The 26103-nt window shown below is 70.4% G+C and carries 20 protein-coding genes; 10 read left to right on the plus strand and 10 right to left on the minus strand.

Annotated elements, in window-relative coordinates; all coding sequences use genetic code 11:
* Nucleotides 1–37 precede the first annotated feature (37 nt).
* The 6 genes from EXU48_RS00240 to EXU48_RS25260 all read right to left on the minus strand — a co-directional run bounded on the left by EXU48_RS00240 (nucleotide 38) and on the right by EXU48_RS25260 (nucleotide 9615).
* A complete protein-coding gene (locus tag EXU48_RS00240; protein WP_165962632.1) occupies nucleotides 38–727 on the minus strand; it encodes a phosphotransferase in 690 nt (229 codons plus the stop codon).
* 25 nt (nucleotides 728–752) lie between these two features.
* The gene (gene nrdF, locus EXU48_RS00245; protein WP_133105588.1) at nucleotides 753–1727 is read right to left on the minus strand and encodes a class 1b ribonucleoside-diphosphate reductase subunit beta; all 975 of its coding nucleotides are present in this window, start codon (nucleotides 1725–1727) and stop codon (nucleotides 753–755) included.
* Between the two features lie 119 nt (nucleotides 1728–1846).
* Nucleotides 1847–3952, minus strand: a complete 2106-nt coding sequence (gene nrdE / locus EXU48_RS00250) for a class 1b ribonucleoside-diphosphate reductase subunit alpha (protein ID WP_207947558.1) — start codon at nucleotides 3950–3952, stop codon at nucleotides 1847–1849.
* Between the two features lie 35 nt (nucleotides 3953–3987).
* Nucleotides 3988–4389: a class Ib ribonucleoside-diphosphate reductase assembly flavoprotein NrdI gene (gene nrdI, locus EXU48_RS00255; RefSeq protein WP_133105590.1), complete on the minus strand. Its 402-nt coding sequence runs from the start codon at nucleotides 4387–4389 to the stop codon at nucleotides 3988–3990.
* Between the two features lie 90 nt (nucleotides 4390–4479).
* On the minus strand, nucleotides 4480–4749 hold the full coding sequence (nrdH, locus tag EXU48_RS00260) for a glutaredoxin-like protein NrdH (protein ID WP_133105591.1): 270 nt from the start codon (nucleotides 4747–4749) through the stop codon (nucleotides 4480–4482).
* 1083 nt (nucleotides 4750–5832) lie between these two features.
* A complete protein-coding gene (locus tag EXU48_RS25260) occupies nucleotides 5833–9615 on the minus strand; it encodes a metallophosphoesterase family protein (RefSeq protein ID WP_133105593.1) in 3783 nt (1260 codons plus the stop codon).
* Nucleotides 9616–9847: 232 nt separating this feature from the next.
* Between EXU48_RS25260 and EXU48_RS00275 the strand changes: the two genes are divergently transcribed.
* Together EXU48_RS00275 and EXU48_RS00280 are read left to right on the plus strand one after the other, a co-directional pair.
* Nucleotides 9848–10546 carry an aspartate/glutamate racemase family protein gene (locus tag EXU48_RS00275; RefSeq protein WP_268958134.1) on the plus strand — a complete coding sequence of 233 codons (699 nt, stop codon included), beginning with the start codon at nucleotides 9848–9850 and terminating at the stop codon, nucleotides 10544–10546.
* Between the two features lie 79 nt (nucleotides 10547–10625).
* Nucleotides 10626–11516, plus strand: coding sequence for an NAD-dependent epimerase/dehydratase family protein (locus EXU48_RS00280; RefSeq protein WP_207947559.1), 891 nt, complete (start codon nucleotides 10626–10628; stop codon nucleotides 11514–11516).
* Nucleotides 11517–11589: 73 nt separating this feature from the next.
* Here EXU48_RS00280 and EXU48_RS00285 read toward each other — a convergent pair whose 3' ends face one another.
* On the minus strand, nucleotides 11590–13194 hold the full coding sequence (locus EXU48_RS00285; protein WP_207947560.1) for an FAD-dependent oxidoreductase: 1605 nt from the start codon (nucleotides 13192–13194) through the stop codon (nucleotides 11590–11592).
* Between the two features lie 163 nt (nucleotides 13195–13357).
* On the opposite strand from EXU48_RS00285, the gene EXU48_RS00290 reads away from it, so the two are divergent.
* The 7 genes from EXU48_RS00290 (at nucleotide 13358) to EXU48_RS00320 (ending at nucleotide 23463) form a co-directional block, all read left to right on the plus strand.
* The gene (locus tag EXU48_RS00290; RefSeq protein WP_133105595.1) at nucleotides 13358–14377 is read left to right on the plus strand and encodes a LacI family DNA-binding transcriptional regulator; all 1020 of its coding nucleotides are present in this window, start codon (nucleotides 13358–13360) and stop codon (nucleotides 14375–14377) included.
* A gap of 318 nt (nucleotides 14378–14695) precedes the next feature.
* A complete protein-coding gene (locus EXU48_RS00295; RefSeq protein WP_133105596.1) occupies nucleotides 14696–16009 on the plus strand; it encodes an extracellular solute-binding protein in 1314 nt (437 codons plus the stop codon).
* 3 nt (nucleotides 16010–16012) lie between these two features.
* Complete coding sequence (locus EXU48_RS00300; RefSeq protein ID WP_133105597.1) at nucleotides 16013–16963, plus strand: carbohydrate ABC transporter permease; 951 nt, start codon at nucleotides 16013–16015, stop codon at nucleotides 16961–16963.
* On the plus strand, nucleotides 16953–17894 hold the full coding sequence (locus tag EXU48_RS00305; RefSeq protein WP_133105598.1) for a carbohydrate ABC transporter permease: 942 nt from the start codon (nucleotides 16953–16955) through the stop codon (nucleotides 17892–17894). Before EXU48_RS00300 ends, EXU48_RS00305 begins: the two co-directional genes overlap by 11 nt.
* Before the next feature lie 38 nt (nucleotides 17895–17932).
* On the plus strand, nucleotides 17933–19462 hold the full coding sequence (locus tag EXU48_RS00310) for an ADP-ribosylglycohydrolase family protein (protein WP_133105599.1): 1530 nt from the start codon (nucleotides 17933–17935) through the stop codon (nucleotides 19460–19462).
* Entirely contained in the window at nucleotides 19459–20721 is a 1263-nt protein-coding gene (locus EXU48_RS00315; protein WP_133105600.1) for a Gfo/Idh/MocA family protein, read from the plus strand. The genes EXU48_RS00310 and EXU48_RS00315 overlap by 4 nt, the downstream gene beginning before the upstream one ends.
* A 147-nt stretch (nucleotides 20722–20868) precedes the next feature.
* Entirely contained in the window at nucleotides 20869–23463 is a 2595-nt protein-coding gene (locus tag EXU48_RS00320; protein ID WP_133105601.1) for a hypothetical protein, read from the plus strand.
* A 51-nt stretch (nucleotides 23464–23514) separates the two neighbouring features.
* Here the strand turns inward: EXU48_RS00320 and EXU48_RS00325 are convergent, their stop codons facing one another.
* Genes EXU48_RS00325 through EXU48_RS00335 form a run of 3 tightly spaced genes read right to left on the minus strand, consistent with a single transcriptional unit; the run spans nucleotide 23515 to nucleotide 25797 of the window.
* On the minus strand, nucleotides 23515–24294 hold the full coding sequence (locus tag EXU48_RS00325) for a class I SAM-dependent methyltransferase (RefSeq protein WP_235856751.1): 780 nt from the start codon (nucleotides 24292–24294) through the stop codon (nucleotides 23515–23517).
* Entirely contained in the window at nucleotides 24291–24947 is a 657-nt protein-coding gene (locus EXU48_RS00330; protein WP_133105602.1) for a maleylpyruvate isomerase N-terminal domain-containing protein, read from the minus strand. The genes EXU48_RS00325 and EXU48_RS00330 overlap by 4 nt, the downstream gene beginning before the upstream one ends.
* 10 nt (nucleotides 24948–24957) lie before the next feature.
* Complete coding sequence (locus EXU48_RS00335; protein ID WP_133105603.1) at nucleotides 24958–25797, minus strand: 2,3-bisphosphoglycerate-dependent phosphoglycerate mutase; 840 nt, start codon at nucleotides 25795–25797, stop codon at nucleotides 24958–24960.
* A gap of 90 nt (nucleotides 25798–25887) precedes the next feature.
* Between EXU48_RS00335 and EXU48_RS00340 the strand changes: the two genes are divergently transcribed.
* On the plus strand, nucleotides 25888–26103 hold the full coding sequence (locus tag EXU48_RS00340) for a hypothetical protein (protein ID WP_133105604.1): 216 nt from the start codon (nucleotides 25888–25890) through the stop codon (nucleotides 26101–26103).

A 26103-nucleotide genomic window follows, 5' to 3' on the forward strand; every position in this document is an offset into this window, starting at 1 on the left:
CGGCCGGTCCGACCCGTGGGCCGGGCGGGGTCCCGAACTACCGCGCGAGCTCGGCGACCAGGTCGCCGGCGCGGACCGACGCCCGCCGCTCGACTGAGGAGAGGGTCACGTTCGCGGCCCGACGCCGGACCGCCTCGTCCAACTCGGCGACCGGGTCGCCACCAGCGGCGGCCAGGAACAGCCCGACGGCGTGGCGCAACTGGTCGTGCAACGCACCCACGAGGTCGGCCCCGGCGGGGTCGACCGCCACCTCGGCCATGATCAGCGCCGTCATCGCCAGATCCAGGTCGCCCGGCCCGGTCCCGGCGTTGTTCCAGTCGATCAGGACCGGGCCGCGGCCGGGCACCATGATGACGTTGTCCGGGTGCAGGTCGAGGTGGACGAGCCCGTGAGCGGCGACCTGCGGAGCGGGCGGCGGCGGCCGGACCGACCGCAGGGCGCGGTGCAGGTCCGCCAGCACGGTCATGGCCGGCCCGACGTCCAACTCGCCCGTGACGAGGGCGCCGAGCATGGTCGGGCCGTGCAGCCGCTCCATCACCAGGTCGGCGCCCTGGGCCGCGCGGACCGCCGGAACCGGGAAGCCCTCGCCGGTGAGGTAGCGGAGCAGTCCCCCTTCCCGTTCGGCGCTCTGGCCGTCCCGGTACCGGCGCAGCACCGTGCCGTCCCCGAGCGCGAACACGTCGGCCGTCCGGCCGCGGCCGATCAGCTCACCCGGCGGTTCGGTCACCGTCGTGCCACCCGTCAGGCTCGACTCAGAACTCCCAGTCCTCGTCCTCGGTGTTCACGGCCTTGCCGATCACGTACGAGGACCCGGAGCCGGAGAAGAAGTCGTGGTTCTCGTCGGCGTTCGGGGACAGCGCGGACAGGATCGCCGGGTTCACGGCGGTCTGGTCCTTCGGGAACAGGCCCTCGTAGCCGAGGTTCATCAGCGCCTTGTTCGCGTTGTAGCGCAGGAACGCCTTCACGTCCTCGGTCAGCCCGAGCGGGTCGTAGAGGTCCTCGGTGTACTGCTCCTCGTTCTCGTAGAGCTCGAAGAGCAGCTCGAAGGTGTAGTCCTTGAGCTCCTGGCGGCGTTCCGGGGATGCCTTCTCCAGGGCCTTCTGGAACTTGTAGCCGATGTAGTACCCGTGCACGGCCTCGTCCCGGATGATCAGCCGGATCAGGTCGGCGGTGTTCGTCAGCTTGGCCCGGCTGGACCAGTACATCGGGGCGTAGAAGCCCGAATAGAACAGGAACGACTCCAGCATCGTGGAGGCGACCTTGCGCTTCTCCGGGTCGTCACCTCGGTAGTAGTTCAGGACGATGTCGGCCTTGCGCTGGAGGTTCTCGTTCTCCTCCGACCAGCGGAACGCGTCGTCGATCTCCCCCGTGGAGATCAGCGTGGAGAAGATCGAGGAGTAGGACTTCGCGTGCACCGACTCCATGAACGCGATGTTCGTGTAGACGGCCTCCTCGTGCGGAGTCACCGCGTCCGGGATGAGGCTGACCGCGCCGACGGTGCCCTGGATCGTGTCCAGCATGGTCAGGCCGGTGAACACCCGTGTGGTCATGAGCTGCTCGTCCGCGGTGAGCGTGTGCCAGGACTGGATGTCGTTGGACAGCGGCACCTTCTCCGGGAGCCAGAAGTTGCCGGTGAGACGATCCCAGACCTCGAGGTCCTTGTCGTCCTGGATACGGTTCCAGTTGATCGCCGTGACGCGACTGACCAACTTGAGCTTCTCGGACACGGGTGCTGCTCCTTGCGGGTGGTTCTCGGAGGGGAGGATGGGGACCCCTCCCGGCGCGGAGCGGATCACGCGCCGGGAGGGGGATCTGATCCGGACCGGTCAGGCGACCGGCCGGTGGCTCACAACATGCAGGACACGCAACCCTCGACCTCGGTGCCGGTCAGGGCGAGCTGGCGCAGCCGGATGTAGTACAGCGTCTTGATGCCCTTGCGCCAGGCGTAGATCTGCGCCTTGTTCAGGTCCCGGGTGGTGACCGTGTCCTTGAAGAACAGCGTCAGCGAGAGGCCCTGGTCCACGTGCTGGGTGGCCGCGGCGTAGGTGTCGATGATCTTCTCGTAGCCGATCTCGTAGGCGTCCTCGAAGTACTCGACGTTGTCGTTGCTCAGGTAGGGAGCCGGGTAGTAGACGCGCCCGATCTTGCCCTCCTTGCGGATCTCGATCTTCGAGGCCACGGGGTGGATCGAGGAGGTCGAGTTGTTGATGTAGGAGATGGACCCGGTGGGCGGTACCGCCTGCAGGTTCTGGTTGTAGATGCCGTGCTCGGCGACGGACGCCTTCAGGGCGGCCCAGTCCTCCTGGGTCGGGATCGCGACGCCCGCCTCGGCGAAGATCTGGCGGACCCGCTCGGTGGCCGGCTCCCAGGTCTGGGTGAGGTACTTGTCGAAGAACTCCCCGCTGGCGTACTTCGAGTCGTCGAAGCCCTTGAACTTCGACCCCCGCTCGATGCTCAGCTTGTTCGACTCCGTCAACGCGTGGAACAGCACCGTGTAGAAGTACATGTTCGTGAAGTCGATGCCCTCGGTGGACCCGTAGAAGATCCGCTCCCGGGCGAGGTAGCCGTGCAGGTTCATCTGGCCCAGGCCGATGGCGTGCGAGTCGTTGTTGCCCTGCTCGATCGAGGGCACGGACCAGATATGGGTCTGGTCCGACACGGCGGTCAGGGCCCGGATCGCCGTGCCCACGGTGGCCCCGAAGTCCGGGGAGTCCATGGTGGCGGCGATGTTCAGGGATCCGAGGTTGCAGGAGATGTCCTTGCCCACGTGGTCGTAGGAGAGGTCCTCGTTGTACGTGGAGGCGGTGGAGACCTGCAGGATCTCCGAGCACAGGTTCGAGTGGGTGATCTTGCCCTTGATCGGGTTGGCCTTGTTCACCGTGTCCTCGAACATGATGTACGGGTAGCCCGACTCGAACTGGATCTCGGCGAGGGTCTGGAAGAACTCGCGCGCCTTGATCTTCTTCTTCTTGATACGGCCGTCGTCGACCATCTCGTGGTACTTGTCGGAGACGTTGATCTCCGCGAACGGCACCCCGTAGACGCGCTCCACGTCGTAGGGGGAGAACAGGTACATGTCCTCGTTCTTGCGGGCCAGCTCGAACGTGATGTCCGGGATCACGACGCCGAGGGAGAGGGTCTTGATACGGATCTTCTCGTCCGCGTTCTCCCGCTTGGTGTCCAGGAACCGCAGGATGTCCGGGTGGTGGGCGTGCAGGTACACGGCGCCGGCACCCTGACGGGCGCCGAGCTGGTTGGCGTAGGAGAACGAGTCCTCGAGGAGCTTCATCACCGGGATGACGCCGGAGGACTGGTTCTCGATCTTCTTGATCGGGGCGCCGTGCTCACGGATGTTGGACAGCAGCAGCGCCACGCCACCGCCGCGCTTGGACAGCTGCAGCGCGGAGTTGATCGCCCGCGCGATCGACTCCATGTTGTCCTCGATGCGCAGCAGGAAGCAGGACACGGCCTCGCCGCGCTGCTTCTTGCCGGAGTTGAGGAACGTCGGGGTGGCCGGCTGGAACCGTCCGGAGATGATCTCGTCGACCATCCGGGTGGCGAAGGCCTCGTCGCCGTCGGCGAGGGTCAGGGCCACCATCACCACGCGGTCCTCGAAGCGCTCCAGGTAGCGCTTCCCGTCGAACGTCTTCAGCGTGTACGACGTGTAGTACTTGAACGCGCCGAGGAACGTCTGGAACCGGAACTTCTGGCCGTAGGCGTGGTCGAAGACCTGCTGCAGGAACTCGAACGAGTACTTGTCCAGGACCTCCGACTCGTAGTAGCCGTTCTCGACCAGGTACTCGAGCTTCTCCTTGAGGTTGTGGAAGAAGACCGTGTTCTGGTTGACGTGCTGCAGGAAGTACTCCCGTGCCGCCTCCCGGTCCTTCTCGAACTGGATCTTGCCGTCCGGTCCGTACAGGTTGAGCATGGCGTTGAGCGCGTGATAGTCCATCGCCGGCTCGGTGGTCGTGATCTCTGTGTCTGTTGTCAGCGTTGCAGCCAAAACTGTCCCAATCCCTCGCGGACGCGATGAACGTCCTCTGCGGTTCCCAGTAGTTCGAAGTTGTAGAGGTGGGGCACCTGGCACTTGCGCGCCACGATGTCCCCGGCGATGCAGTAGGCGGAGCCGAAGTTCGTGTTGCCCGCGGCCACCACGCCACGGATCAGCGACCGGTTCGCCTCGTCGTTCAGGAAGCGGATCACCTGCTTCGGCACCGCGCCCCTGCCGTTCCCGCCGCCGTAGGTCGGCACGAAGAGCACGTACGGGGTCGTCACCGTGAGCGCCGGATCCTTCGGCCGGAGCGGGATCCGCTGGGCCGGCAGCTCGAGCCGGTCCACGAAACGGCGCGTGTTCTCCGAGACGGAGGAGAAGTACACGATGCCAGTCACGTTGATCACGCCTTCATTGCTCAGACGGTAGAACGAATGGCCGACGGCGGGACTTCAGCGGTCCCGTCGCCGGCGGTTGGGCGGTACTGCTCAGGCGATCGCGGCGGCGCCCGATCGGTCGGCCGCCTGCGCGGCCACGGCCGCGAGCGCCTTGATCTTGTCCGGGCGGAAGCCCGACCAGTGGTCGCCACCGGCGAACACCACGGGCGCCTGCTGGTAACCGAGCGCCTTCACCGACTCCAGGGCCTCCGCGTCCTCGGTGATGTCCACCACCGTGTACTCGAGACCCTGCTTGGTCAGGGCTCGGTACGTCGCGTCGCACTGCACGCAGGCCGGCTTGCTGAAGACGGTGATGGTCATGGCGGGGATCCCTTCGGTCTGGTGTCGGTGGTGCGTCCCCCTGGACTACCGCCGTGTAACTACCTTCATGTCATTCGAGGGGCGAACTACCGGTGCCCGTTCCAGAGACACTACACCTAGTGGTGCCGATCCGCGCGAACCCCTAGGGATTGTGTCGGCGCGTCGTGTCGCGGGCGTGTCTTCCACAGCCGGCGGCGTGTCGTTGTGGACTTCCTTGCCCGTTCTGTGTACGACCTGTGGGTCGGGCTGTGGGTAACCTGCGGGCGGCGCCGGAGGCGCCGGGTTGTCCACATCCCGGGTGGGCGCGAGGGCTGATCGGCCGGGTCCGAATCCACCGGCCCGTGCACCGTCCGTCCACGGATCCACAACCGCGGACCGACCTCGGGAGCACCGTCTGGTCACGACACCAGTCTCGCCCCGACCCCTGACATTGTCCGTCAAGGCGCGCGGGCGGGGGTGTGCGTCAGGTGTGTGGTGGTGCCATCAGATGACGCACTCCTCCTCGCTCGCCCCAGGACCGCGACACCGTAACGGTGCGACAACGACGCGCCCGACACGTCGCGATCACACCACAAGGGACCCGAACGGGCGGGCACCGGCCGAGGGTGAAGCGGAGTGTGGCGCTGCGAGCACGCACCACACCCCCTTATCGGGCCGAACGCACCCAGCGTCCACAACAGGCACGTGCTCGCTCCAGCCACCCCGTGCCTCCACAGCCCGCTCCCCCCAGAACCTCCCGACCTGCGCGCCGACCGGATCTGATCGTGTACAGCACGCCGGAGACACTCGCTGACCCGCACCAACGCGCCGACACCACATCCACGACGCACACCCCGCGGGCGGCCCGACGCCCAGCCCCCGACCAGCCGCCCCCCGCCGCCCCCCGGCCCGCCGCCCGGCCGGCCGTGGCACGACGAGCGCGCGGAAACCCCGGTCCGCGCCGGTCGCACCGGGGGATACCGCGCGCTCGGCGGAGCGGAGTGGCGGGGCGGGGTCGGCGACGGCCCCCGAGGTCACCGTGGGTGACTCGGGGGCCGTCGAGTGGCTTGCGCCGTGTCGCTAGGCCGGACCAGGTCAGCCAAGTCAGCCCCGGGTCGGGATCACCGTCATGTCGTCCCAGCCGAGGATGACTTCGTCCGCGGCGAGCACGGCGATCCGGGCGCGGGCCCGGGCGTCGGCGGGCAGCGTGATCGTGACCGTGCCGTCATCGCCCACCACGGCGGTGCCGAGGGCGGCCGCGTCACCGAGGGGCGTCGCGTACAGGTACGTACCGACCTCGGTGCCGGCGTGCTGGACGCCGACGTCGACCGTGAGGCTGGCCCCGGCCCGCGCCGAGGGCGGCAGGTCGATCGTGCCCCGGTTGCCCGGCTCCAGCGCCTCGCGGGGCACCGGCACGATCTCGCCCGGCGCCTCGAACTCGGTGCTGAACACCTTCGTCTCGGACAGGGTCACCCCACCCGCGGCGCTGGCGGCCTCGACGAACCAGGCGTAGGTCTGGTTCGGCTCGAGGTCGGCCCAGGTCACCGTGGCGCTCGAACCGGAGACGGCGGTGGCCGTCCCGATCACCTCACCGGTCGGGGTGAACAACGCCACCCCGTCCGTCGAGACGCTGGTCGCCCGGCTGGAGAGGTCCACCGGGAGCACCATGTCGTCCTCGAGCCCGTTGTAGCGGGCGTCGGTGTCGAACTCGGTGGCGCCGAAGTTCTCCAGCCACGGTGAGTAGGTGTCCACGATCATCTCGGACCGGTCGGTGTCGAACTGCAACAGCCGGAAGAAGCTCGCGCCGAAGCGCAGGCCCTGCGCCGGGTCGTACCCGCCGATGTCCACGAGACCGGCCCGCTCCGCGGTGACCTCGTAGAACTGGTAGTCCGCGAGCATCTCGACCACGCCGTTGCCGTCCGCGCCGACGTCGCTGCGCACGTTCGTGCCGACGCCGTGCTCGTGACCACCGAGCACCAGGAACACGTTCGGGTTCACCGTGACCACCCGGTTGTAAAGCAGGGCACCGTCCCGGCTGGAGAACCCGGCGTCCCGACCGTCCGGGTTCAGGCTGGGCCGCAGGTAGTCGTGCGCGAGCAGGATCGCGTTACGGTCGGCGTACTGCGCGAGCACCTCGTTCGCCCAGTCCGCCTCCTCGTTCGTCACGCCGTAGGAGAGGTAGACCGCGACGAAGTCCAGGCCACCGGCGGTGAACAGGTCGTAGTGGTTCTGGTTGTCGCCCTCCCGCCAGGGAGCCCCGTAGGCAGCGTTCTCCCAGGTCCCCGAGAGTGCCTCGTACCGCTCGGGGCCGTAGTACTCGTTGTAGAGCGCCCCCGGGCCGTCGTCGGTGCCGGTGCCGTTGTCGTGGTTACCGGCCAGGACCCCGTTCGGGATACCGGCGTCGTCGAGGATGGCCTGGGCGGCCGAGGACACCTCGTACTCGGCGCGGGCGTTGGCGACGTAGGCCGGGTCGTCGCCCCGCTGCGTGTAGTTCTCGATGATGTCCCCGGTGTGGGCGGCGTAGGCGATGCCGCGCTCGTCGGCGTTGTCGGCGATCCACTGGGTCACGTCGGTGTAGGCCTCCTGCCAGACGGCCCGCTCCTGCTCGCTCTCCTGCTCGACGGCGCCTTCGGACAGGTATTGGGTGTCCGTGAAGTGCGCGAGCGCGAAGTCGTAGTCACCCCGGTCCGCGAAGGAGTCCGGGTCACCCGGATCGATGTCGTCGGCGAACGGGTCGGTCCCGGTGACCAGCACGTGCACCACGCCGTCGTCCAGGTGCCGGGCCGCGGACGGCGCCGAGAGCGCGGTGACGCCGTCGAACGTGCCGCGGGCACTGTCGGCGAGCTCCCACGCGCCGGCCCGGGTATCCCACACGTAGAGGGAGGCGAGGCGCTGCGGGTCGATCGTGCCCTGCCAGGCCACGGTCGAGCCGTCCAGATCGGACTCGGTGGCGAGGTCGAACCGCTGGTAGACCACCTCCGCGCCGGAGTCGGAGTCCAGGGTGAGACCGTCGCCGAGGTTCAGGGCGTTGACACCGACCTCCTGGGCACCGTCGATGTCGAGCGTGGTCGGCACGGTGTCCGACACGCCCTGGTAGGCCGTCGTGGCGCCGTCGGCGCTGGCCCGGTTGAAGGTCGCGGTGACGTCGGCGCCGTCGGGCTCGGCGACCACCGCGGACAGCGCGACGGAGTCGGTGGTGACCACGGCGCCGTTCGCCGGAGCGAGGTCGGTCGGCACGGCCGGCACGCCGAGCGCCACGAACGTGATCTCGTGCGTGGAGGTGTTGCCGAGCACGTCGACGGCGCTCACGACGATGACGTGCTCGCCGGCGGTCAGGCCCGGCCCCACGGACGTCCCCGGGGCGATCTCGGCGCCGTCGAGGGTGAGGGTCGGCTCGCCGAGCAGCCCGGACAGGTCGTCCAGTTCGACGGCGAGGGGCACCGGGGAGCCGATCTCGGCACCAACGGCGGGGGTGCTGCCGACGAGCGCGGGTCCGGTGTTGTCGGTGGTGAGGGCGCGGCGGGCGGTCGCGCCGGACGCGGTCGTGGCGGTCAGGGTGTGCTCACCGTCCGCGATGGTCGCGGTGTCGACGTCGGCGCGCAGGCCGGAGGTCTCGGCGTCCACGTCGAAGGTCAGGCTGATCTCCCTGGGCTTCGTGGTGTCCGAGCCGCAGTTCCCGTCGCCCATGTTGTAGGAGTCGGCGATGTCCTGCCCGACGGCGGTGCCCTGGGAGAGCTCGAGGCTCAGATCCGAGACCACGAAGTCGTCGCGGTTGTCACCGCAGGACGTCGTAAAGGTTCCGGCGACCACCTCGATGGTGTTCGACCCGGCGAGCAGGTACGTGTTCGGCACGTCCACGCGGACCGTCTCGCTGACGTGGTCACCGAGCATGATCGGCAGCCCGTTGACCACCACGGTGTTGCCGTAGCGCGCCTCGATCGAGTTGGAGCCGACCGTGAACACGAACGCGGACGTGCCCGCACCCAGGGTCGGGACCGTGGTCATCGGAGCCCCGTCGAGGGTGAAGGACGCGACAGTGCCCGGGCTGCCGCCCTCAACTGGGGGCGCGGCGAGGAACGTCCGGGTCCCGTTCAGGAGGGCACCGTCCTCCGGGGTGATGACCGGTGCGCCCGGGTCCCCGTTGTTCACGATGACCGAGTGGGACGTGCTCGCCCCGGAGGCGGTGATGGCCTCGATGGTGTGGGTGCCGTCCGTCAGGGTGGTGGTGTCGAGGGCTCCGGACAGGCCGGTGGTCGTGCCGGGCGCGCCGTCGAGCTCGAAGGTCAGGGCCACCTCGAGCAACCGGGCCGTGTTCGACCCGCAGCTGCCGTCGCCCATCTGGTAGGCCCACTCGTTCGCGGAGGAGTCCACGTCGGCGTCGAGCGTCTCGATGGCGAGGTCCGAGACGTCGAAGTCGTCGAAGTTGTCCCCGCAGCTGCTCGGGGTCGACCCGGTGACGAACTCGACCGTGTTCGTGCCCGTGAGGAGGAAGTCGTTCGGCACCGGCAGGGCGACCCGTTCGTCGACGTAGTCCCGTTCGGTCAGCGGGATCACGTTGCCGTTGACGACGACCGCGTTGCCGAACCGGGCCTCGATCGAGTTGGTTCCGACGTTGAACAGCAGGGTGGCGTTTCCCGTCGTCGGCTCGGCCGCGAGGTTCTCACCGTCGATCCGGAGAGCGGTGACGGGGTCCCCGGCGACGACCGGCTCGGCTGCGACCGGTGTGTCGCCGTACAGGTAAGTGCCCTGCTCCGGGGTCAGGACCGGCGTCCCGTCCGCGGCGTCGGCGAGGGCAGGCGGCGCCAGCAGCCCGGCGGCCACCAGGCCCGCCCCCGTGACCCACGCGACGGCGCCGGCGCGCCGTGATCTCCCGTGTCGTTCTCGCATTCTGATGCGCACGTTCCGTTCCCCCGGATCGTTGTGGAGTCCCCGCCGTCGTGATGTGCAGGGTGGACGTCATCGCCCGGGAACCCACCCTGTCGGCCCCGGGTGAACGCCGACCGACCGGCGTGCGAAGCGCCGTCAACGGATCGGGGCCCAGTTGAAGACTGAACGGAACCCCTCGGGTGGATGGCTGGACCACACGACCGTCCGGCCCGAGGGTGACTAGGGTCGGGGGGTGGCTGCAGCGCGTGTGATCGGGATGCTCGGCGGGATGAGCTGGGAGTCCAGCGCCGAGTACTACCGGCTCGCCAACGAACTGGTGCGTGACCGGCTCGGCGGCCTGCACTCGGCGCGCATCGTGCTGGCCTCCGTCGACTTCGCCGACATCGAGGCGCTCCAGGTCGCCGGCCGATGGGACGAGGCCGGTGAGGTTCTCGCGCGCGCGGCGGCCGGTCTGCAGGCCGCCGGTGCGGAGCTGCTGCTGCTCTGCACCAACACGATGCACAAGGTGGCCGACCGGGTCGAGGCGGCCGTCGACATCCCGCTGCTGCACCTGGCCGACGCCACCGCTGCGGCCGTGCGTCGGGCCGGCCTGAGCACCGTCGGGCTGCTCGGCACTGCGTTCACCATGGAACAGGACTTCTATCGCGACCGGCTCGCCGCGGCCGGCCTCACCGTGCTGGTCCCCCCGGCCGACGAGCGCGCCGAGGTACACCGGATCATCTACGACGAACTCTGTCTCGGCGACGTCCGGGAGTCCTCGCGCGAGATCTACCTGGCGGTCATCGACCGACTGGCCGCGGCCGGCGCCGAGGGCGTGATCCTGGGCTGCACGGAGATCGAGTTGCTGATCCGGGCGCGGGACAGTCCGGTCCCGGTCTTCCCGACCACCCGCCTGCACGTCGAGGCGGCGGTGGCGGCCGCCCTCGTCTGAGCCGGCCGCCTCCTGTCCCGCGCCGCCGGCTCCGCGTGTCTGCGCGACCCCATCCCGACCGGGTCGGCAGACTTGGCCCGTGCCCCAGTCCACCGACCCACCGCGCCGTGTTCTGGTCACGGGGGCCGGCGGCACGATCGGGCGCGCGGTGCTGTGGGCGCTGCGCCGGGCCGGCGTCGCCTCGACGGCCCTCGTGCTCGACGACCCCGGAGACCTGGACACCGACCGGGTCGTGATCGGCTCGGCGACCGACCGCGACCGGGTGAGCGAAGCGCTCGACGGGGCGGACGCCGTCGTCCATCTTGCCGCCCGTGCGGCGCCGCACCTGGGCAGCGGCGAGGAGGTGTTCGTCGGCAACACCGCGGCGACGTTCACCGTGCTCGATGCGGCCGGCCGCGCCGGCGTGCGGCGGGCCGCGATCGCGAGCAGCATCAACGCGCTCGGTCTGCGGTACAGCCCGGTGCCGGCCGCACCCGCGTACCTCCCGCTGGACGTCGAGCTGCCCACGGTGGCCGCCGACCCGTACTCGCTGTCGAAGCGGGTGGACGAGGAGACGGCCCGCGCGATGCATCGCGCCCACGGCATGGACGTGGTGGCGCTGCGGTACCCGATGACCGGCGGGCTCGGCCTCGAGCCGGGTCTCGGCGACTCCCTCGTGCCGGCCATCGAGCAGCTGCGGGCCGATCCCGCGGCCGGCGCCCTCGACCTGTGGAGCTACCTCGAGGTGCGCGACGCCGCACGTGCGACCCTCGCCGGGCTGAGCCCCCGCCGTCGTGGTGCCCATGCGATGCTCGTGGCCGCACCGACCACCTTCCTCAGCGAACCCACCGAGGCCCTGCTCGACCGGTACTGGCCCGGCGTGCCTCGGCGCCGGCCGATGCCAGGCCACGCGGTGCCCATCGACCTGCGCCCCGCGCGGGAGCTGCTCGGCTTCGAGGCCGAGCACCTCGTCGCCCCTGGGTCCGATTGAGCCCAGCGTCCCGATCCGGGGCAACGGCGGAAGCGCCCCGTCGTCCACCGGGCCCGATGGGTAGCGGGCGGGCTCACCACCGCTTGTCCTCCGCCCAGCGCAGCTGCACGCCGCGGGCGGTGAGCACCCGCTGGAAGTCCTCCACCGCGTCGGCGGCGGCGACGACGGCGTGCGGCTCGGTACCGTTGTCGAGGCAGTAGGCGGCGAGCGCGCCGACCGCCTCACCGATGCTCCACTCGACCGGGTGCAGGCGGTAGGCACCATTCGTGATCTGGGTGGTGCCGATGTTCTTGGCGGCCGGGAGCAGGTTGCGCAGCCGGCGGGGGATCAGCGCCCGGAGCGGGATCTCGAACGGGTGCGGGGTGCCACCGGCGCCCCGGCCGTCGCCCGTGGTGTGGTGCCGGTCGATCCAGTAGTAGTGACCGGTGCCGACCGAGTCCGGGTAGCGCTCCGACCCGCCGTCGCCGCGGTAGGCCGTCGAGATCTCCTGCTCGACGATGGTCTTGAGCGCGAGGATCCGGCGAGACTCCCGGATGTAGGGGTACATCGCGAACCCGTCCTCGGTGCCGGCGACGTCGGCACGCAGCCGCATCCCGGGCCAGCCGGTCCCGCCGTCCGGGCGGGGCGCGTCGGTCTGCAGCCAGTACACCAGCGACCGGCTCAGCGCTTTGGCCTGGTGCCAGTGGTGCTCGGCCTCCGGCACCCCGAACAGCGGACCGCCGACGTAGTCGTTCATCGGCCAGTTGACCACCACCACGTCGCTGCGGAAGAAGCCGGGCGAGAAGAACCTGCGGACAGCGATCCTTCGGTAGTTCCACAGCTCCGGGGCCAGGCCCATGTTGCGGTGGTCGAGGTCGATGACGTCGTCGTCGGGGTTCGGGTTCAGCGTGTAGACGCGACCTGGCTTGCCCTCGGGCGTGACCGGCTCGCCGAAGCTGAGGATCCTGCGCCCGTCCAGCTGCGGGGGGCGGAGGTCTCGCCAGTAGTCGTAGTCCTCCGGGCGGTCGATGGTGTGGTCCTCGCCCGCGAGGTGATCGAGCGCGAAGCACCAGCTCACCCCCTGCATGTCGGTCGGGTCGGCCGTCGGCCAGGCGCCCGGCTCCCCGGTCTGCTCCTGCGACTCCCGGCCCGAGACGTGCTCGACCTGCGCCATCGGGAGCAGGTCCCCGAGCTCGGTGGCGTCGAGGACGTACGGGGCGGTGATGTCGATCTCGTCGCCGGACGCGGTTCGGACCCGGACCGCGGTGACGCGATCGGAGTCGGTGGCGATCGCGACCGGCGCGGTCTCACGCAGGACCACGAGCCGGTCCGCGGCCAGGTACGGCATCAGCAGGTCGTCGATCACGGAGACGGCCACCCGCGGGTCGACGCTGACCGGGCTGACCCACGCGTGGCCGGGGTTCAGGTGAGGATCCGCCCGCGCCGCGTCGGTGAGCGGGAAGTTCCGGCGGTAGTGCTCGCGCAGGCCGTCGCGTAGCCGGCGGTAGGACCGGTTCGCGCCGTCGTTCTCGATATACCGGTGCTCATCGGTCGGGACGAGCTGGCTGGTCAGTTGGCCGCCGAGCCATCGGGTCTGCTCGGTCAGCACGACCCGTCGACCGGCCTCGAGGGCGGCCAGGGCCGCCGACACCCCACCCATGCCGCCGCCGATGACGGCGATGTCTGCCTGTAGCTCCACGATCCACCACTCCCATGTGAGACCTGTGCCATGCTCCGGTCCACACCGAAGCATCTCCTCACCGAAGGCTACACGAATATTTTCGGAGAATTCTACGGTTTGTTTGCTAGGGTCTGTACTCGAATCGGGGGCGCGACGCCGCCCAGAACGAGAGGAGCCGGTCATGGGCGACCGACCCACCAAGCGCAAGAAGCCCTCGCTGGCCGAGGTCGCCGCCCTCGCCGGCGTATCGATCTCGACGGTGTCGAAGGTGGCGAACGGCAGCGCCGACGTCTCCGACGTGACCCGGGAGCGGGTCGACCGGATCCTGCGCGACCGCGGCTACGTGGCGACGAAGAAACGCAGGGGTTCGCTGACTCCGGTGGTGATCCTGGCCCGGGACATGCACTCCCCCTACGGCCTGGACGTGATCCGCGGCGCGGTCGATGCCGCGGGGCCGGCCCAGATCGACATCAGCCTGTCGCTGTACCCGAACGACGCCGACGACCTCGGCTGGATCGACGAGATCCAGGCGGCCGGCAAGCGCGGCGTCATCGCGATCACGTCGGTCCTCGACGACGCCCAACGGGCCCGGTTCGAGGCCCACCACCTCCCGCTGGTCGTGATCGACCCACTCAACAACCCGGATGAGAGCACCTACAGCGTGGGCGCGACGAACTGGGCCGGTGGTCTCGAGGCCACGGAGCATCTGCTCGGACTCGGACACCGCAGGATCGCCATGCTCAGCGGCCTTCCGACCGCGATGGCCAGCCGTGCACGCATGTCCGGGTACCTGGCGGCGCTGAACATGGCCACCCTCGACCACGGACCGCCCCGGGTGATCCCCGGCGACTTCACCTACGACTCCGGCCTCGAGGAGGGTCTCGCCCTGCTCGCCGAGCCCGAGCCCCCGACCGCGATCTTCGCAGCGAGCGACTTCCAGGCACTCGGGGTGCTCGAGGCTGCGCGCCGGATGGGCCTGCGCGTACCGGACGACCTCAGCGTGATCGGCTTCGACGACCTCATCATGGCCCAGCTGGCGTCGCCGCCCCTGACCACGGTGCGACAGCCGATCGACCAGATGGGCGCCGCCGCGGTGGAGACGATCGTGGCGCTGCTCGGCGAGGCGACCACGCGACCGCACCACACGGAGCTCGCGACGCGGCTCGTCGTCCGCCACTCCACGACCGCACCTCGCGCCTGACCGTCGCGCCGCCGGCCGAGCCCACGCGAGCGCCACGGCCGGGCCGCCGGTGCGCCCGCGCCGAGGTCGGCCACGTGCGCAGACATCGAAAATTCTTTCAAAAATCTCTAGACACTTTCGACGAACGTCGAGTAGCGTCGCTCGAAGCAGGACCTGCTGATACCCAACATCGATGTTGAGGTGAAGACGAACGATGGCTACCGACCTGGCACCCCACCGCCCCCGTGCGGGGCTCCGAGACACACCTCTGCCCCTCCCCGGCCGGTGCCCCCACCGACGACCGGCCGTCATGCGGCCCCACGACCGACAGGAGTTCCGATGACCGGATCGATGAACCGCCGCCGCTTCCTCGCCGCCGCCGCGAGCCTCAGCGCGGGAGCGATGGTCCTCGCCGCCTGCAGCGGCGGAGATGACGCGGGGGGCGGTGGCGACGCCCCCGACGGCCCGGTCGAACTCCGCATGGTGATGTGGAGCGCGAACGAGGGCCACCACGAGATCTTCAACCAGATCGCGGATGCCTACATCGCCGAGAACCCGGACCTGGTCAGCGCCGTCTCGTTCGAACCGTTGACGGGCTCGGGCTACGTGAATGCCCTGACCACCCAGATCGCCGGCGGTGACGCACCGGACCTGGCCTGGGTCTCGGAGGCGAACGCGGCCCAGTTCGTGCAGAGCGGCGTCCTGTACAACCTGCAGCCCACCTTCTCCGAGACCGAGGGGTACGAGATCGACGACCTGCTCGACGGTGCGATCGATGTCTGGTCCGCCGACGGCGAGATCTACGGCTACCCGTTCTCGAACAGCCCGTTCGGGGTGTACGTCAACAACGACCTCCTCGCGGCCGCGGGGCAGCCGAACCCCCGCGACCTGATGGCGAGCGGCGAGTGGACCTGGGACACGGCGATGGAGATCGCCGCGGCCGTCGCGGACGGCACCTCGACGACCGGCTTCCAGCCGTCGGACGACCCGTTCACCAACTGGAACTCGGCGCTCGGCGCGATGTGGATGTCCTGGGGTGCGGCTCCGTGGAGCGAGGACGGCACCGAGTGCACGTTCGACTCCCCCGAGATGGTCGAGTTCTTCGACTGGTTCCACAGCCAGATCTACGACACCGGCGCGGTCGCCGAACCGGGCGCCGAGTTCGATTTCGCCTCTGGACAGGTGGGGCTGCGGCTCTCCCAGCTCAGCTCCTCCACCGGGCTCGGCGACGACTTCGCCTGGGACTTCGTCCCGATGCCGGACGGACCGGCCGGAACTGTGCCGGTGGTCGGCCAGGGCGGTGTGGGGGTGGTCGCCCGTGGCGACAACCCGCAGGTCGCAGCGGACTTCCTCGCCTACTTCACGAACCCGGAGAACTCGGCGCTGCTCGCCCAGTTCTTCCCGCCGCCGCGGGAGTCGCTGCTGACCGTCGAGACCCTCTCCGCGGCCGCCCCGGCGCTCACCGAGGAGCAGATCCAGGGCACCGTCATCGACCAGGCCCTGGTCGGCGTGACGAAGGTCGGGCACGTCAACATGAGCGAGATCGCCGATCCGGTCCGCGTCGGGCTCGACGCCCTGTGGGTGCCGGAGGGTGACGCCGCCACGGTCATGCCGGCGATCTGCGAGGCCATCTCCGACAGCCTCGCCGGCTGACCGATGACTGCCGAACCGCTGGGTGCGACCGACCGCAAGGTCGGTCGCACCACCGGGCGGCGATCAGGCAGCTCGAAGCGGCTGGCCCGGATCGACGCCGCCGTCGGGCTCTCGTTCGCCGCCCCGGCCGTGATCGGGGTGCTCGTCCTGGGTCTCGTGCCGTTCGGGTACGTGATCTGGTACAGCCTGCACGACTGGAGTCCCCTGATCGGTGAGTTCAACTGGATCGGGCTGGACAACTTCACGCGGTTGATCGCCGACGACACGGTCTGGTCGTCCTTCCTCACGACATTCAAGTACGCGGCGTTGCTGATGGTCCTCAACATCACGCTGGCCCTGGGGCTGGCGGTCCTGCTGAATCAGAAGCTGCGGGGCACCACGACCTTCCGGGCGTTCTTCTTCTCCCCGGTGATCGTCTCGGCCGTGGCCTGGGTGCTGGTCTGGAACTACCTCGTCGCGGCGAACGGCGGCATCAACGGCGCCCTGGCCACGATCGGCATCCAGGGCCCGAACTGGCTGCGCGACCCCACCTGGGCGCTCGTCACCGTCGTGGTGATCCAGGTGTTCAAGGGCGTCGGCATGAACATGATCCTGTTCCTGGCCGCGCTGCAGAACGTGCCCGCCGAACTCAAGGAGGCCGCCCGCATCGACGGCGCCCGACCGAGCCGGGTGTTCCGGTCCATCACCCTGCCACTGATCAGCCCGACCATCCTGCTCGTGGTCATGATCACCACGATCGGCGCGATGGACGTGTTCGTGCCGATCCAGATCCTGACCCAGGGCGGGCCCGGACGATCCACCACGGTGATCTCCTACCTCCTCTACCGCACCGCATTCGAACAGCAGGACTTCGGGTACGCCTCCGCGATCGGCGTGGTCCTGTTCGTGGTCGTCCTCGTGCTCGCCGCCCTGCAGTGGAGCTCTCGGAAGAGGTGGGTACACGATGAGGTCTGACGTCATCACGGCGCAGGCGCAGGGCGCCACCGGCGATCTGACAGGTGGCTCCGAGCCGGTCCGGAGCAGGCGTACGCCCGACTCGGCGCATGCCCGCCGGCACCGGCTGTGGTCGAAGATCGTGCTGTACACGCTCCTGTGTGTGCTCTCGATCCCGTTCATCTACCCGACGATCTGGATGATCTTCGCCGCCTTCAAGCCGACGGATGAGTTCTTCCGGATCCCACCGACGCTGTTCCCGGAGACGTGGACCCTCGACGGCGTCGCGAAGATCTTCACGGTCACCCCGTTCGCGCAGCAGTACCTGAACTCGCTGTACCTGGCCACCGTGATCACGATCGGCTCGATCATCGTCTGCTCGCTCGGCGGGTACGCGTTCGCACGGATCCGGTTCCCGTTCGCCGGCAAGCTCTTCCTGGTCCTGATGTCCGGGATGATGATCCCGGGCGAGGTGACGATCATCCCGATCTTCCGCTGGGTGGCCGACCTCGGCCTGATGAACACCCACATCCCGCTGATCGTGCTCCCGATCTTCGGGCCGGCCTGCATCGTCGGCGTCTTCATCTTCCGGCAGTTCTACCTCTCGCTGCCCGGCGAGCTCGAGGAGGCCGGCCGGCTCGACGGGCTCGGCCGACTCGGGCTGTTCTGGCGGATCGCGCTGCCCTTGTCCGGTCCCGCGATCGCGGCCGTGGCGATCATGAAGTTCCTGGCCTCGTTCAACATGTACTTCGAGCCGTTGATCTTCCTGCGCAGCGAGGAGCTCTTTCCGGTCGGCCTCGGACTCACCCGCTACCAGGACGGGTACGGCGAGCCGCTCTACAACACCCAGATCGGGGCGACCGCTCTCACCGTGATCCCGGTCCTGATCGTGTTCCTGTTCGCCCAGCGGCAGTTCGTCGAGGGCCTGTCCAGGACCGGGCTCAAGGGCTGAGGCCCGTCCGTCAGCTCGACCCTCCGAAGGAGTTCACGATGACCGATGCAGCCGAACGGCGGCCGGACCGGGCCGGTGCCGCGGACTATCGGCGACGCATGCTCGCCTGCTGGCGTGGGAAGGCCGTCGGCGGCACCCTCGGGCAGACGTTCGAGGGACTTGAAGGGCCACTCACGGCGTCCTTCTACCACCCGGTGCCGACCGAGATGGTGCCGAACGACGACCTCGACCTGCAGGTCCTGTTCGCCTGCGTGCTCGCGGCGCAGGCGACCCCCCGGGTCGACCGGCTCGTCCTCGCCCGGGCTTGGGCCGACCACGTCCTGTTTCCCTGGAACGAGTACGGCGTGGGCATGCGCAACCTCGCCGAAGGGCTCCTTCCGCCCGAGACCGGTTCGTTCGACAACTGGTTCACCTGCGGCGAGGGCGCCGCGATCCGCACCGAGCTGTGGGCCTGCCTGGCGCCGGGTGATCCCGACCTGGCCGGCCGGTACGCCTACGAGGACGCCTGCTTCGACCATGCCGGGGACGGGGTGACCGTGGCCGTCTTCCTCGCCCGACTCGCCTCGGCGGCCTTCGGCGAGCCCGAGGCCGACCCGCACCGGCTCCTCGACGTGGCGCTCGACGGCATCGACCCGGCGACCGGGATCGCCCGGGTGGTGGCCGACACCCGGCGCTGGCACGCCGAGGGCCTGGGCTGGCAGGCGGTCCGCGAGCGCATCGTCGACGCCTACGCCAACTCGGACTTCACCGACGTGCGGCCGAACACCGGATTCGTGGTGCTGGGCTGGCTCGCCGGCTCGGACTTCTCCGAACGCATCCTGATCACCAACAACTGCGGCGGGGACACCGACTCCTCCACCGCCACGCTCGGCGCCCTGCTGGCCATCATCGACCCGGACGCCATCGATGACCGGTGGCTCGGGCCGATCGGAGACGACCTGGTACTCAACCCGGAGATCCGTGGGATCAGCGCCCCGCCGACCATCTCGGCGTTCGCGGACCTGGTCGACGGCCTCCGGGTCCGGCTGAACGGTGCCCCACCCCCCGATCCCGGCGAGCCCGTCACCCGCGGCGTGGGGCTCACCGTGCGCCGCGCCTGGGTGAACACGAACTTCGAGAGCTGGGCCGGACGGGACCTGACCGGTCTTCCACACGCGGGCGCGCCGCTACCGGACTTCGGCGTCGAGGCCACCGACGCGATGCTGCCCGGCACGTGGGTACGCCTGCCCCGCGAGGAGTTCGAGGACGTGATCCTGCTCCTGCACTATCCCCTCGACGGCCGCGGCCGGGACCGGGTGCGGATCATGGTCAACGGCACCGAGCACTTCCGGGCCTGGCTCGACGGCGAGTACCTGTTCGGCGCCCCGGGCACCCAGGCCATGTTCCCCGCGCCGCACAGCAGCCAGATCGGCCACGCCGTCGACCTCGACCTCCCGCCCGGTGAGCACACGCTCAGCCTCGCCCTGAGGCGCCCGCCGGCCTCCCGCCCGGTCGCCGAGTGGGTGGTGGGCGTGGCCGAGCTGCCCTCGTGCCTCTGGATCCCGAACGCCCTCCGAAGGACACCATGATCAGCATCGGCATCAGCGGCGCGGGCCTGTTCGCGGAGTCGTTCATCCCCCTGTTCGCGAAGCATCCGCTCGTGGAGCGGGTGGTCCTGGCCGACCTCATCCCCGACCGGCTCGCCGAGGTGGCCGCCCGGCACGGGATCACCGAGACGGCGGCCTCCCACGCGCAGCTGTGCGCGAGCGACGTGGACGCCGTCGCCATCTTCGCCCAGAGGCACCTGCACGGACCGCTCACCATCGAAGCACTCGAGGCCGGCAAGCACGTCTACTGCGCGGTGCCGATCGCGTCGAGCCCGGCGGACGTCGAGCAGATCGTCGCCACGGTCGAACGAACCGGGCTCGTGTACGCCAGCGGTGAGACGTCCTACTACTACCCGCACACGATCTACTGCCGGGACCGGTACGCAGCCGGGGACTTCGGCGCGTTCGTCTACGGCGAGGGCAACTACCTCCACGACATGACGCACGGCTTCTACACGGCGTTCCAGCACAGCGGCGGTGAGCACTGGCGCCGCGTGGCCGGCTTCCCGCCGATGTACTACCCGACGCACTCGACCGGTGCCGTGCTCGGCGTGACCGGTGCCCGGGTGACCCAGGTCAGCTGCCTGGGCTACACCGACACCGAGGACGACGGCGTGTTCGGCACGGGTCGCAACGAGTGGGACAACCCGTTCTCGAACCAGACCGCGCTGATGCGCACCGACGACGGCGGGATGATGCGGATCAACGAGTTCCGCCGGTCGGGCTGGCGCGGCCGGCACGGCAGCAACCCGCTCACCATCCACGGCACGCTCGCCTCGTACGAGGAGAACGCCGGTAGCCAGCTGTGGGTCGACCGTCAGGACGGGCCCACCGACGTGTCGGAGATCCTCGCCTGCGCCGCGCACACCCGGGACACCGAGACCGCCGGCGCCGGGGCCGCCGATCGTGCCGACCTGCACGAGGTGCTCCGGGAGGACTTCAACAGCCGCTACGCCTCCGTGCACCCCACCGCCCGACTGCCGCGGGTCTACGCCGGGCTGCGCAACGGTCACCTCGGGTCGCACCACTTCCTCGCCGACGACTTCGTGCGTGCCGTGCGTACCCGCTCCGTGCCACCGGTCAACGTGTGGGAGGCGGCGAAGTTCTGCCTGCCGGGCCTGCTCGCGCACGCCTCCAGCCTGGCCGGAGGGACCCAACTCGAGGTACCGGATCTCGGCGGGCCACCGCCGGACCGACCGCGTCTCGACCTCGACATCCCGGTGGAGGAGCTCATCGACTGATCCCGTTCCACCGGCCCCGCCGACCCCGGTGGGGCGGATCGTCGCTGCCAGAACTGCATGTTGGACCGGTCCCGCGCCTCGTGGGGCCGCGCCACCCGGGGCCCGCCGCGGGCGCCCGGGCGCACGGAACCAATGGAGGGAATGCAGATGCACGCTCACACCCAGCCCGACCCCCAGTCCCGGGCCGCACAGAACCCCGACCTGACCCGCGCGGGAGTGTCCCGGCGCGCGGTCCTCCTCGGCACCGCCGGGCTCACGGGTGCCCTGGCCCTCGGCGCCGCCAGCACCTCCCGCGCCTGGGCCACGTCGGAGGGGACCGTACTGCCGCTCGTCGACCCGCTCGGTGCGCCGCCGGATCGCACCGCGTTCGAGGACTCCGAACAGGTTCTCGCCGGCTACCTGACGGTGGTCGCCCCGATGGCGAACAGCATCCGGGACCTGGATCCGAACTACGGCTGGATGGAGGACGGCTGGTGGCGTTCCCCCGAGCAGCCGTACAACGCCAGGGAGATGGAACAGGTCGCCACCCTGACCTGGTTCCTGACCCACGAGCGCTCCTGGAACCCGTACTTCGGCGACGCCCGGCTGCGCGACCGCCTGGAGGCGGCCCTCACCTACTACCTCGGCATCCAACTGCCGAGCGGGGCCTGGTCGGAGTACGCCTACGACGTCCCGCACCTGGCCCCCACCGGATTCGGTTCCGTCGCGCTGTCCCTGACCCACACCTATCTCTCCGAGGCCGGCGAACTCCCCGGGATGCTGCCACGGATCGAGGCGGCCCTGCGTGCCGCAGCCCTCTGGCTGACCGACCGGTCGAAGCCGCACTGGGCCCGGCCGATCCCCTACACGAACCAGGTCGTCGCCGGCCTCGTCGGTGTGGCCAACGCTGCCGAGGCTCTCGCCGACCCCTCGATCGCGGCCGCCGCGGACGAGTGCTGGACCGAGTTGCTCGAGCACAGCATCACGCCCGCCGGCCACTCCATGGAGCCGGCCGGCTACGACAACGGCTACTCGTTCACCGTCGCCCTCCCGGACATCGCCGACGCGGCCCAGACCGGCGTGCCGCAGGCGGTCGAGATGGCGCGCTCGATGATGGGGTTCATCGGTCGGTCCGCCGTGTGGGAGCCGGACCGGGCCGGGTGGGTGCACTGGGCGGCGATCTGCGTTCGGAACTCGGCGTTCGCGAGTTCGGTGCAGCCGAGTGAGGTCGTCGACCGGTCGGCGCTCGGACGAGCCCTGCTCGGCGAACTGCCGGAGATCGGCGCCTTCCACCCGACGGACGTGGAGATCCTCGCCGCCCGCGAGGCGTGGGCCGCGGATCCCTCCCCGGTGGCCGCGCTGGCGAAGAAGGGCACGTCGCCGCGGACCTGGATGCATGGCAGCCGGGCCCCCCTCGGCCTCACGGTCACCGAGCGTGAAGCCGCGATCGAGGCGCTGCCGTACCACGCCCGCGACCGGTTCACCGAGGTGCGCCGGGCGGGCAGCTTCGCGCTCGACTACCTGTTCGTCCGCCGCCCCTCCTACTATCTGACCGCCGCGCTCGGACACCGGGACGGACACGACGGGCCGTATCGGCGACTCCGGATGGGGCCAGGCCTGCTCTGGCACCCCACCATGGGCACGCTGGCAGTCGTCCTCAACAACTACACCGACGACGGCTGGGGCCACTTCCCCGACGCGTCGGAGATCGCCGTCGTGGAGGTGGACCCGACCTACTACAGCGCCCCCGGGCGCGGAGGCACCGAACTCCCGGCAGCCGAGGTGGACGCCGTGACCGGCGACTTCAGTGTCGCCTACGTCGACGCCGCGATCGGGACCGACACCGACCTGAGCTTCCATGACCATGCGTTCACCCAGCGGATCCGGACCCCCGAGCCGGGCCGGGCGCTGGTGCCCCTGCTCGTGCAGCCCGGGGACGTCCTGACGTTCTCGGACGGCACGGTCGCGGGCTCCGGCGACGTCCGGGACCTGTCCGGGGTCACCGGTCTGACCCTGGCCCGCAACGGCACCACGTTCGAGATCGGGTTCGGCGGCGCGCGCGACGTGCGGTTCGCCGCGACGGACCGCGCCGCGCTGGGCGGGACCCGCCGTCAACACCAGCTCTGGATCCCCCACGACGGCGCCCTGGACATCGCGTACACGTTCGCGACCCCCGCGGAGGTCGCCACCAGGCCGCCCGGCGCCGCCGTGCTGTCCACCGACAGCGGGCGCAGCGGTGTCACCGACGGGACGTTCACGGTCACGCTGAACCTGTGGTGGGGCATTAACGCGACCGTGTTCCGGCTGTATGAGAACGGCGCCCTCGTCGCGACCCGCTCGCTGCAGCCGGCCTCGCCGGGTGCCCAGACGGTGCAGGTCCCCCTGACCGGCCGGGTCGACGGCGACTACGAGTACACCGGCAGGCTGAGCAACGCGGCCGGGACGGTTCCGACCGGCTCGGCGACCGTCCGGGTGCGCGATGCGAAGCCGGCGGTCCCGGTGCTGTCCCACGACAACCACGTCGGCCGCTCCGACTACACGGTGACGTCCGACCTGTGGTGGGGGACGAACGCGACCGCGTACCGGCTCTACGAGGACGGGGTGCTCGTCGACAGCCAGGCGCTGACCGCAGCCACCCCGGCCGCGCAGCAGGCCTCAACCGCGATCGTGGGACGACCGGCAGGTGAGTACCGCTATCACGCGGAGTTCGCGAACGCGGCGGGAACCTCCTCCTCGGACCCGATCACCGTCCGGGTCCGGTGACGACGATACCGGTCCTGCCCGCCCGGGCGGGGCCGGTGTCCGCCACCGCCCTCACGCGCGGCGCAGGACGATCAGAGGCGTGACGTAATGCTCCCGGACCGTGCCGCCGAGGACCCGGACGGCGTCGCCCGCGGCGGCGACCTCGGCCTCGCTCCAGTCGCTGAAGGTCGCGAACAGACCGCGCACCTGCGCCTCGTCGAGATCGATCCGCCACCGCATCCGCTCGACCGACTCGACCACGAACAGGCCGCCGGCCGTCAGCATCTCGGCGAGTTCCGTCGTCCCGGCCCGGTGGCGGACGTCCGGGACGGACGCCCGGTCGGCCACGATCCCGGCGACCCGCACCCGAAAAGGGGTGAGCGCCGCCGTCGGGTCCCCGAACTCGTTCCGCCAGACGAGGAAGCGGCCCTGCGGGACCAGCGCCGCCCGCACCCGCGGGAGCACCAGACCCAGATCCATCCAGTGGATCGACGTGGCGGCCACGGCGAGGTCGTAGCCGGTCGGCGTCAGCTCGACGTCCTCGGCGCGGGCGACCCGGACGTCGGCAGCGGGGAACCGCTCGGTCAGGCGTCGCGCGAGCCGTGCACCGGGCTCCACGGCGGTCACGCTCAGGCCGGCGGCCAACAGCGGTCCGGTCGCCTGCCCGGTGCCGGCTCCGAGATCCACGGCACGCAGACCGGGGCGCAGCACCCCGAGCGCCCGCAGCCGGGACCAGAGGGCGTCCGGGTACGGCGGGCGGGCCGTCTCGTAGCCGAGGGGGTCGGCGTCGAAGTGCCGTGGGTCCGGCACCCTGGCGGCCGGTCCCACCGGGTCGGCGGGCGTGGCCGTCATCCGAGCACCAGCGGGAGCCTCGTGGCCAGAGCACCCATTTCCGCCCTCTCGACCTGGGTGGGCTCGCGGCGTCCGGTCCCGACAAGGAGGGCGTCGGCGTCGGCGAGGGACTTCGGGAACGCCGCCCCCGCGATCTCCTCCAGCACCCCGCGGGCGGCGTGGAGGCCGGCCGCCGGCGGCCCGGAGTGCCCAGGCAGGTGCGCCACCAGATCGAGGTGGTGCAGCGTCCACTCCAGCACATACGCACCGAGGTAGTCGCGCGCCGCCAGCACCTGCCCACGCGTGCCCACACGCAGGTCCGGGCGGGCGATCGCGGCGGCCCGCCCGGCGGCGGAGCCGACGTCGTCCAGATGGTGCCGGAGCAGCCAGGGCTCCTCGTAGGCGGCGGCGAGCCGAACGGTGAGCGCATCGAGCGGGTCGTCCCCCGTCGGTGGCGTCGCGCCGACCTCCCAGTAGGTCGCCGCGGTGCGGGTCGGTTCCTTCCCGGTCGGGGTGGCGAGCGTGATCAGGACATCCTGGGCGTCGATGACCAGATGGCACACGAGGTCCCGGACGAGCCAGCCACGACAGCCGGACGGCCGTTCGAGGTCCCCGTCGGCGAGTTCCGTCACGGCACCGAGCAGCGCCGACCAGGAAGGCCCGAAGAGGTCCATGGCGGCCAGCCTACGTTCCGCCCTCGGCGGCGATCGCCGCGGCCTCGGCGCGGGCCGCGCCGGGGTCCAGGTAGTCGCCGCCTCGCACCTGGGATTCCGGGAGACCGCCCGTTGGAGTCCGTAGCCGATAGGCGAGCGGCCGGGCGTTCGGCAGGTTGAGAGCGGCAAGTTCGGCCCCGTCCAGCCGATCGAGGACGGCGCACACGGCGCGCAGCGAGTTCCCGTGCGCGACCAGGAGCACCCGGCGACCGGCGGCGACGTGCCCGCCGAGGATCTCCCGGACCCACGGACGGACCCTGGCCACGACGTCCGCGAGGGACTCGGTGGCGGTCAGGGCCTCGGGTGGCAGGACATCGAACGGCGACAGGGTGCGCCACAGCGCGAGGGTGCCCGGTGCGAGCGGCGGCGGGCGGCCCTCGAGGGAGCGCCTCCAGTGGATGAACCGCTCGTGGCCGAACCGCTCCGCGATCTCGCTCTTGCGGAACCCGGACAGGGCGCCGTAGTTGCGTTCGTTGAGGCGCCAGTCCCGGGCCACCGGGACCGACGAGGGCCAGGCGGTCCGCATGAGCTCGGCGGTGCGCCATCCGCGCACGAGTTCGGAGGTGCAGATCACGTCCGGGATCCACCCGGTGCCGGCCAGCCGCTGACCGGCGAGCACACACTCCTGTTCGCCGGCGGGCGTGAGTCCCACGTCGATGACGCCGGTGAACAGGTGCCGCGCGTTCGCCACGGACTCGCCGTGCCGCACGAGCATGACGTTGGCCGTCGCGTGGGGGCCTGGCCCGGTCCCGAGGGTCTCGGACCGGGTGTGTGGGTCGGTCGTCGCATCGGGACCCAAGACGTGGCTCATCGCCCTTCAGCCTACGGCGCCGCCCGGCCCGCGGGTCCGCGCGGAGCACCCGGGGCGTGACATCCGGCCAGAAGAGAGGATGCTGGGGGTATGGCCACCCCCCGATCGCTCGCGTCCAGCCCGTTCAACAACCTGCGGGTGCCGCAGCCGCCGCCGGCGGTGTTCGTGGTGGGACAGCGGGTCACGCATGACCGTCACGGCCTCGGCCGGGTCGTCGGACTGGAGGGCGAGGTCGCCGTCCTGGTGGACTTCGGCGACCGCGTGGTCCGGGTGGCCGCGGGGTCGGCTCGGCTGCACGCGCTCTGA

Source organism: Occultella glacieicola (assembly GCF_004353825.1).
In the GTDB taxonomy this organism is placed as follows: domain Bacteria; phylum Actinomycetota; class Actinomycetes; order Actinomycetales; family Beutenbergiaceae; genus Occultella; species Occultella glacieicola.

Excerpts from the sequence above, each read along its gene's own strand:
- nrdE (WP_207947558.1), bottom strand. The coding sequence starts at position 3,952 with ATGGACTATCACGCGCTCAACGCCATGCTCAACCTGTACGGACCGGAC.
- nrdH (WP_133105591.1), bottom strand. The coding sequence starts at position 4,749 with ATGACCATCACCGTCTTCAGCAAGCCGGCCTGCGTGCAGTGCGACGCG.
- EXU48_RS25260 (WP_133105593.1), bottom strand. The coding sequence starts at position 9,615 with ATGCGAGAACGACACGGGAGATCACGGCGCGCCGGCGCCGTCGCGTGG.
- EXU48_RS00290 (WP_133105595.1), top strand. The coding sequence starts at position 13,358 with ATGGGCGACCGACCCACCAAGCGCAAGAAGCCCTCGCTGGCCGAGGTC.
- EXU48_RS00295 (WP_133105596.1), top strand. The coding sequence starts at position 14,696 with ATGACCGGATCGATGAACCGCCGCCGCTTCCTCGCCGCCGCCGCGAGC.
- EXU48_RS00300 (WP_133105597.1), top strand. The coding sequence starts at position 16,013 with ATGACTGCCGAACCGCTGGGTGCGACCGACCGCAAGGTCGGTCGCACC.
- EXU48_RS00305 (WP_133105598.1), top strand. The coding sequence starts at position 16,953 with ATGAGGTCTGACGTCATCACGGCGCAGGCGCAGGGCGCCACCGGCGAT.
- EXU48_RS00310 (WP_133105599.1), top strand. The coding sequence starts at position 17,933 with ATGACCGATGCAGCCGAACGGCGGCCGGACCGGGCCGGTGCCGCGGAC.
- EXU48_RS00315 (WP_133105600.1), top strand. The coding sequence starts at position 19,459 with ATGATCAGCATCGGCATCAGCGGCGCGGGCCTGTTCGCGGAGTCGTTC.
- EXU48_RS00320 (WP_133105601.1), top strand. The coding sequence starts at position 20,869 with ATGCACGCTCACACCCAGCCCGACCCCCAGTCCCGGGCCGCACAGAAC.
- EXU48_RS00325 (WP_235856751.1), bottom strand. The coding sequence starts at position 24,294 with ATGACGGCCACGCCCGCCGACCCGGTGGGACCGGCCGCCAGGGTGCCG.
- EXU48_RS00330 (WP_133105602.1), bottom strand. The coding sequence starts at position 24,947 with ATGGACCTCTTCGGGCCTTCCTGGTCGGCGCTGCTCGGTGCCGTGACG.
- EXU48_RS00335 (WP_133105603.1), bottom strand. The coding sequence starts at position 25,797 with ATGAGCCACGTCTTGGGTCCCGATGCGACGACCGACCCACACACCCGG.
- EXU48_RS00340 (WP_133105604.1), top strand. The coding sequence starts at position 25,888 with ATGGCCACCCCCCGATCGCTCGCGTCCAGCCCGTTCAACAACCTGCGG.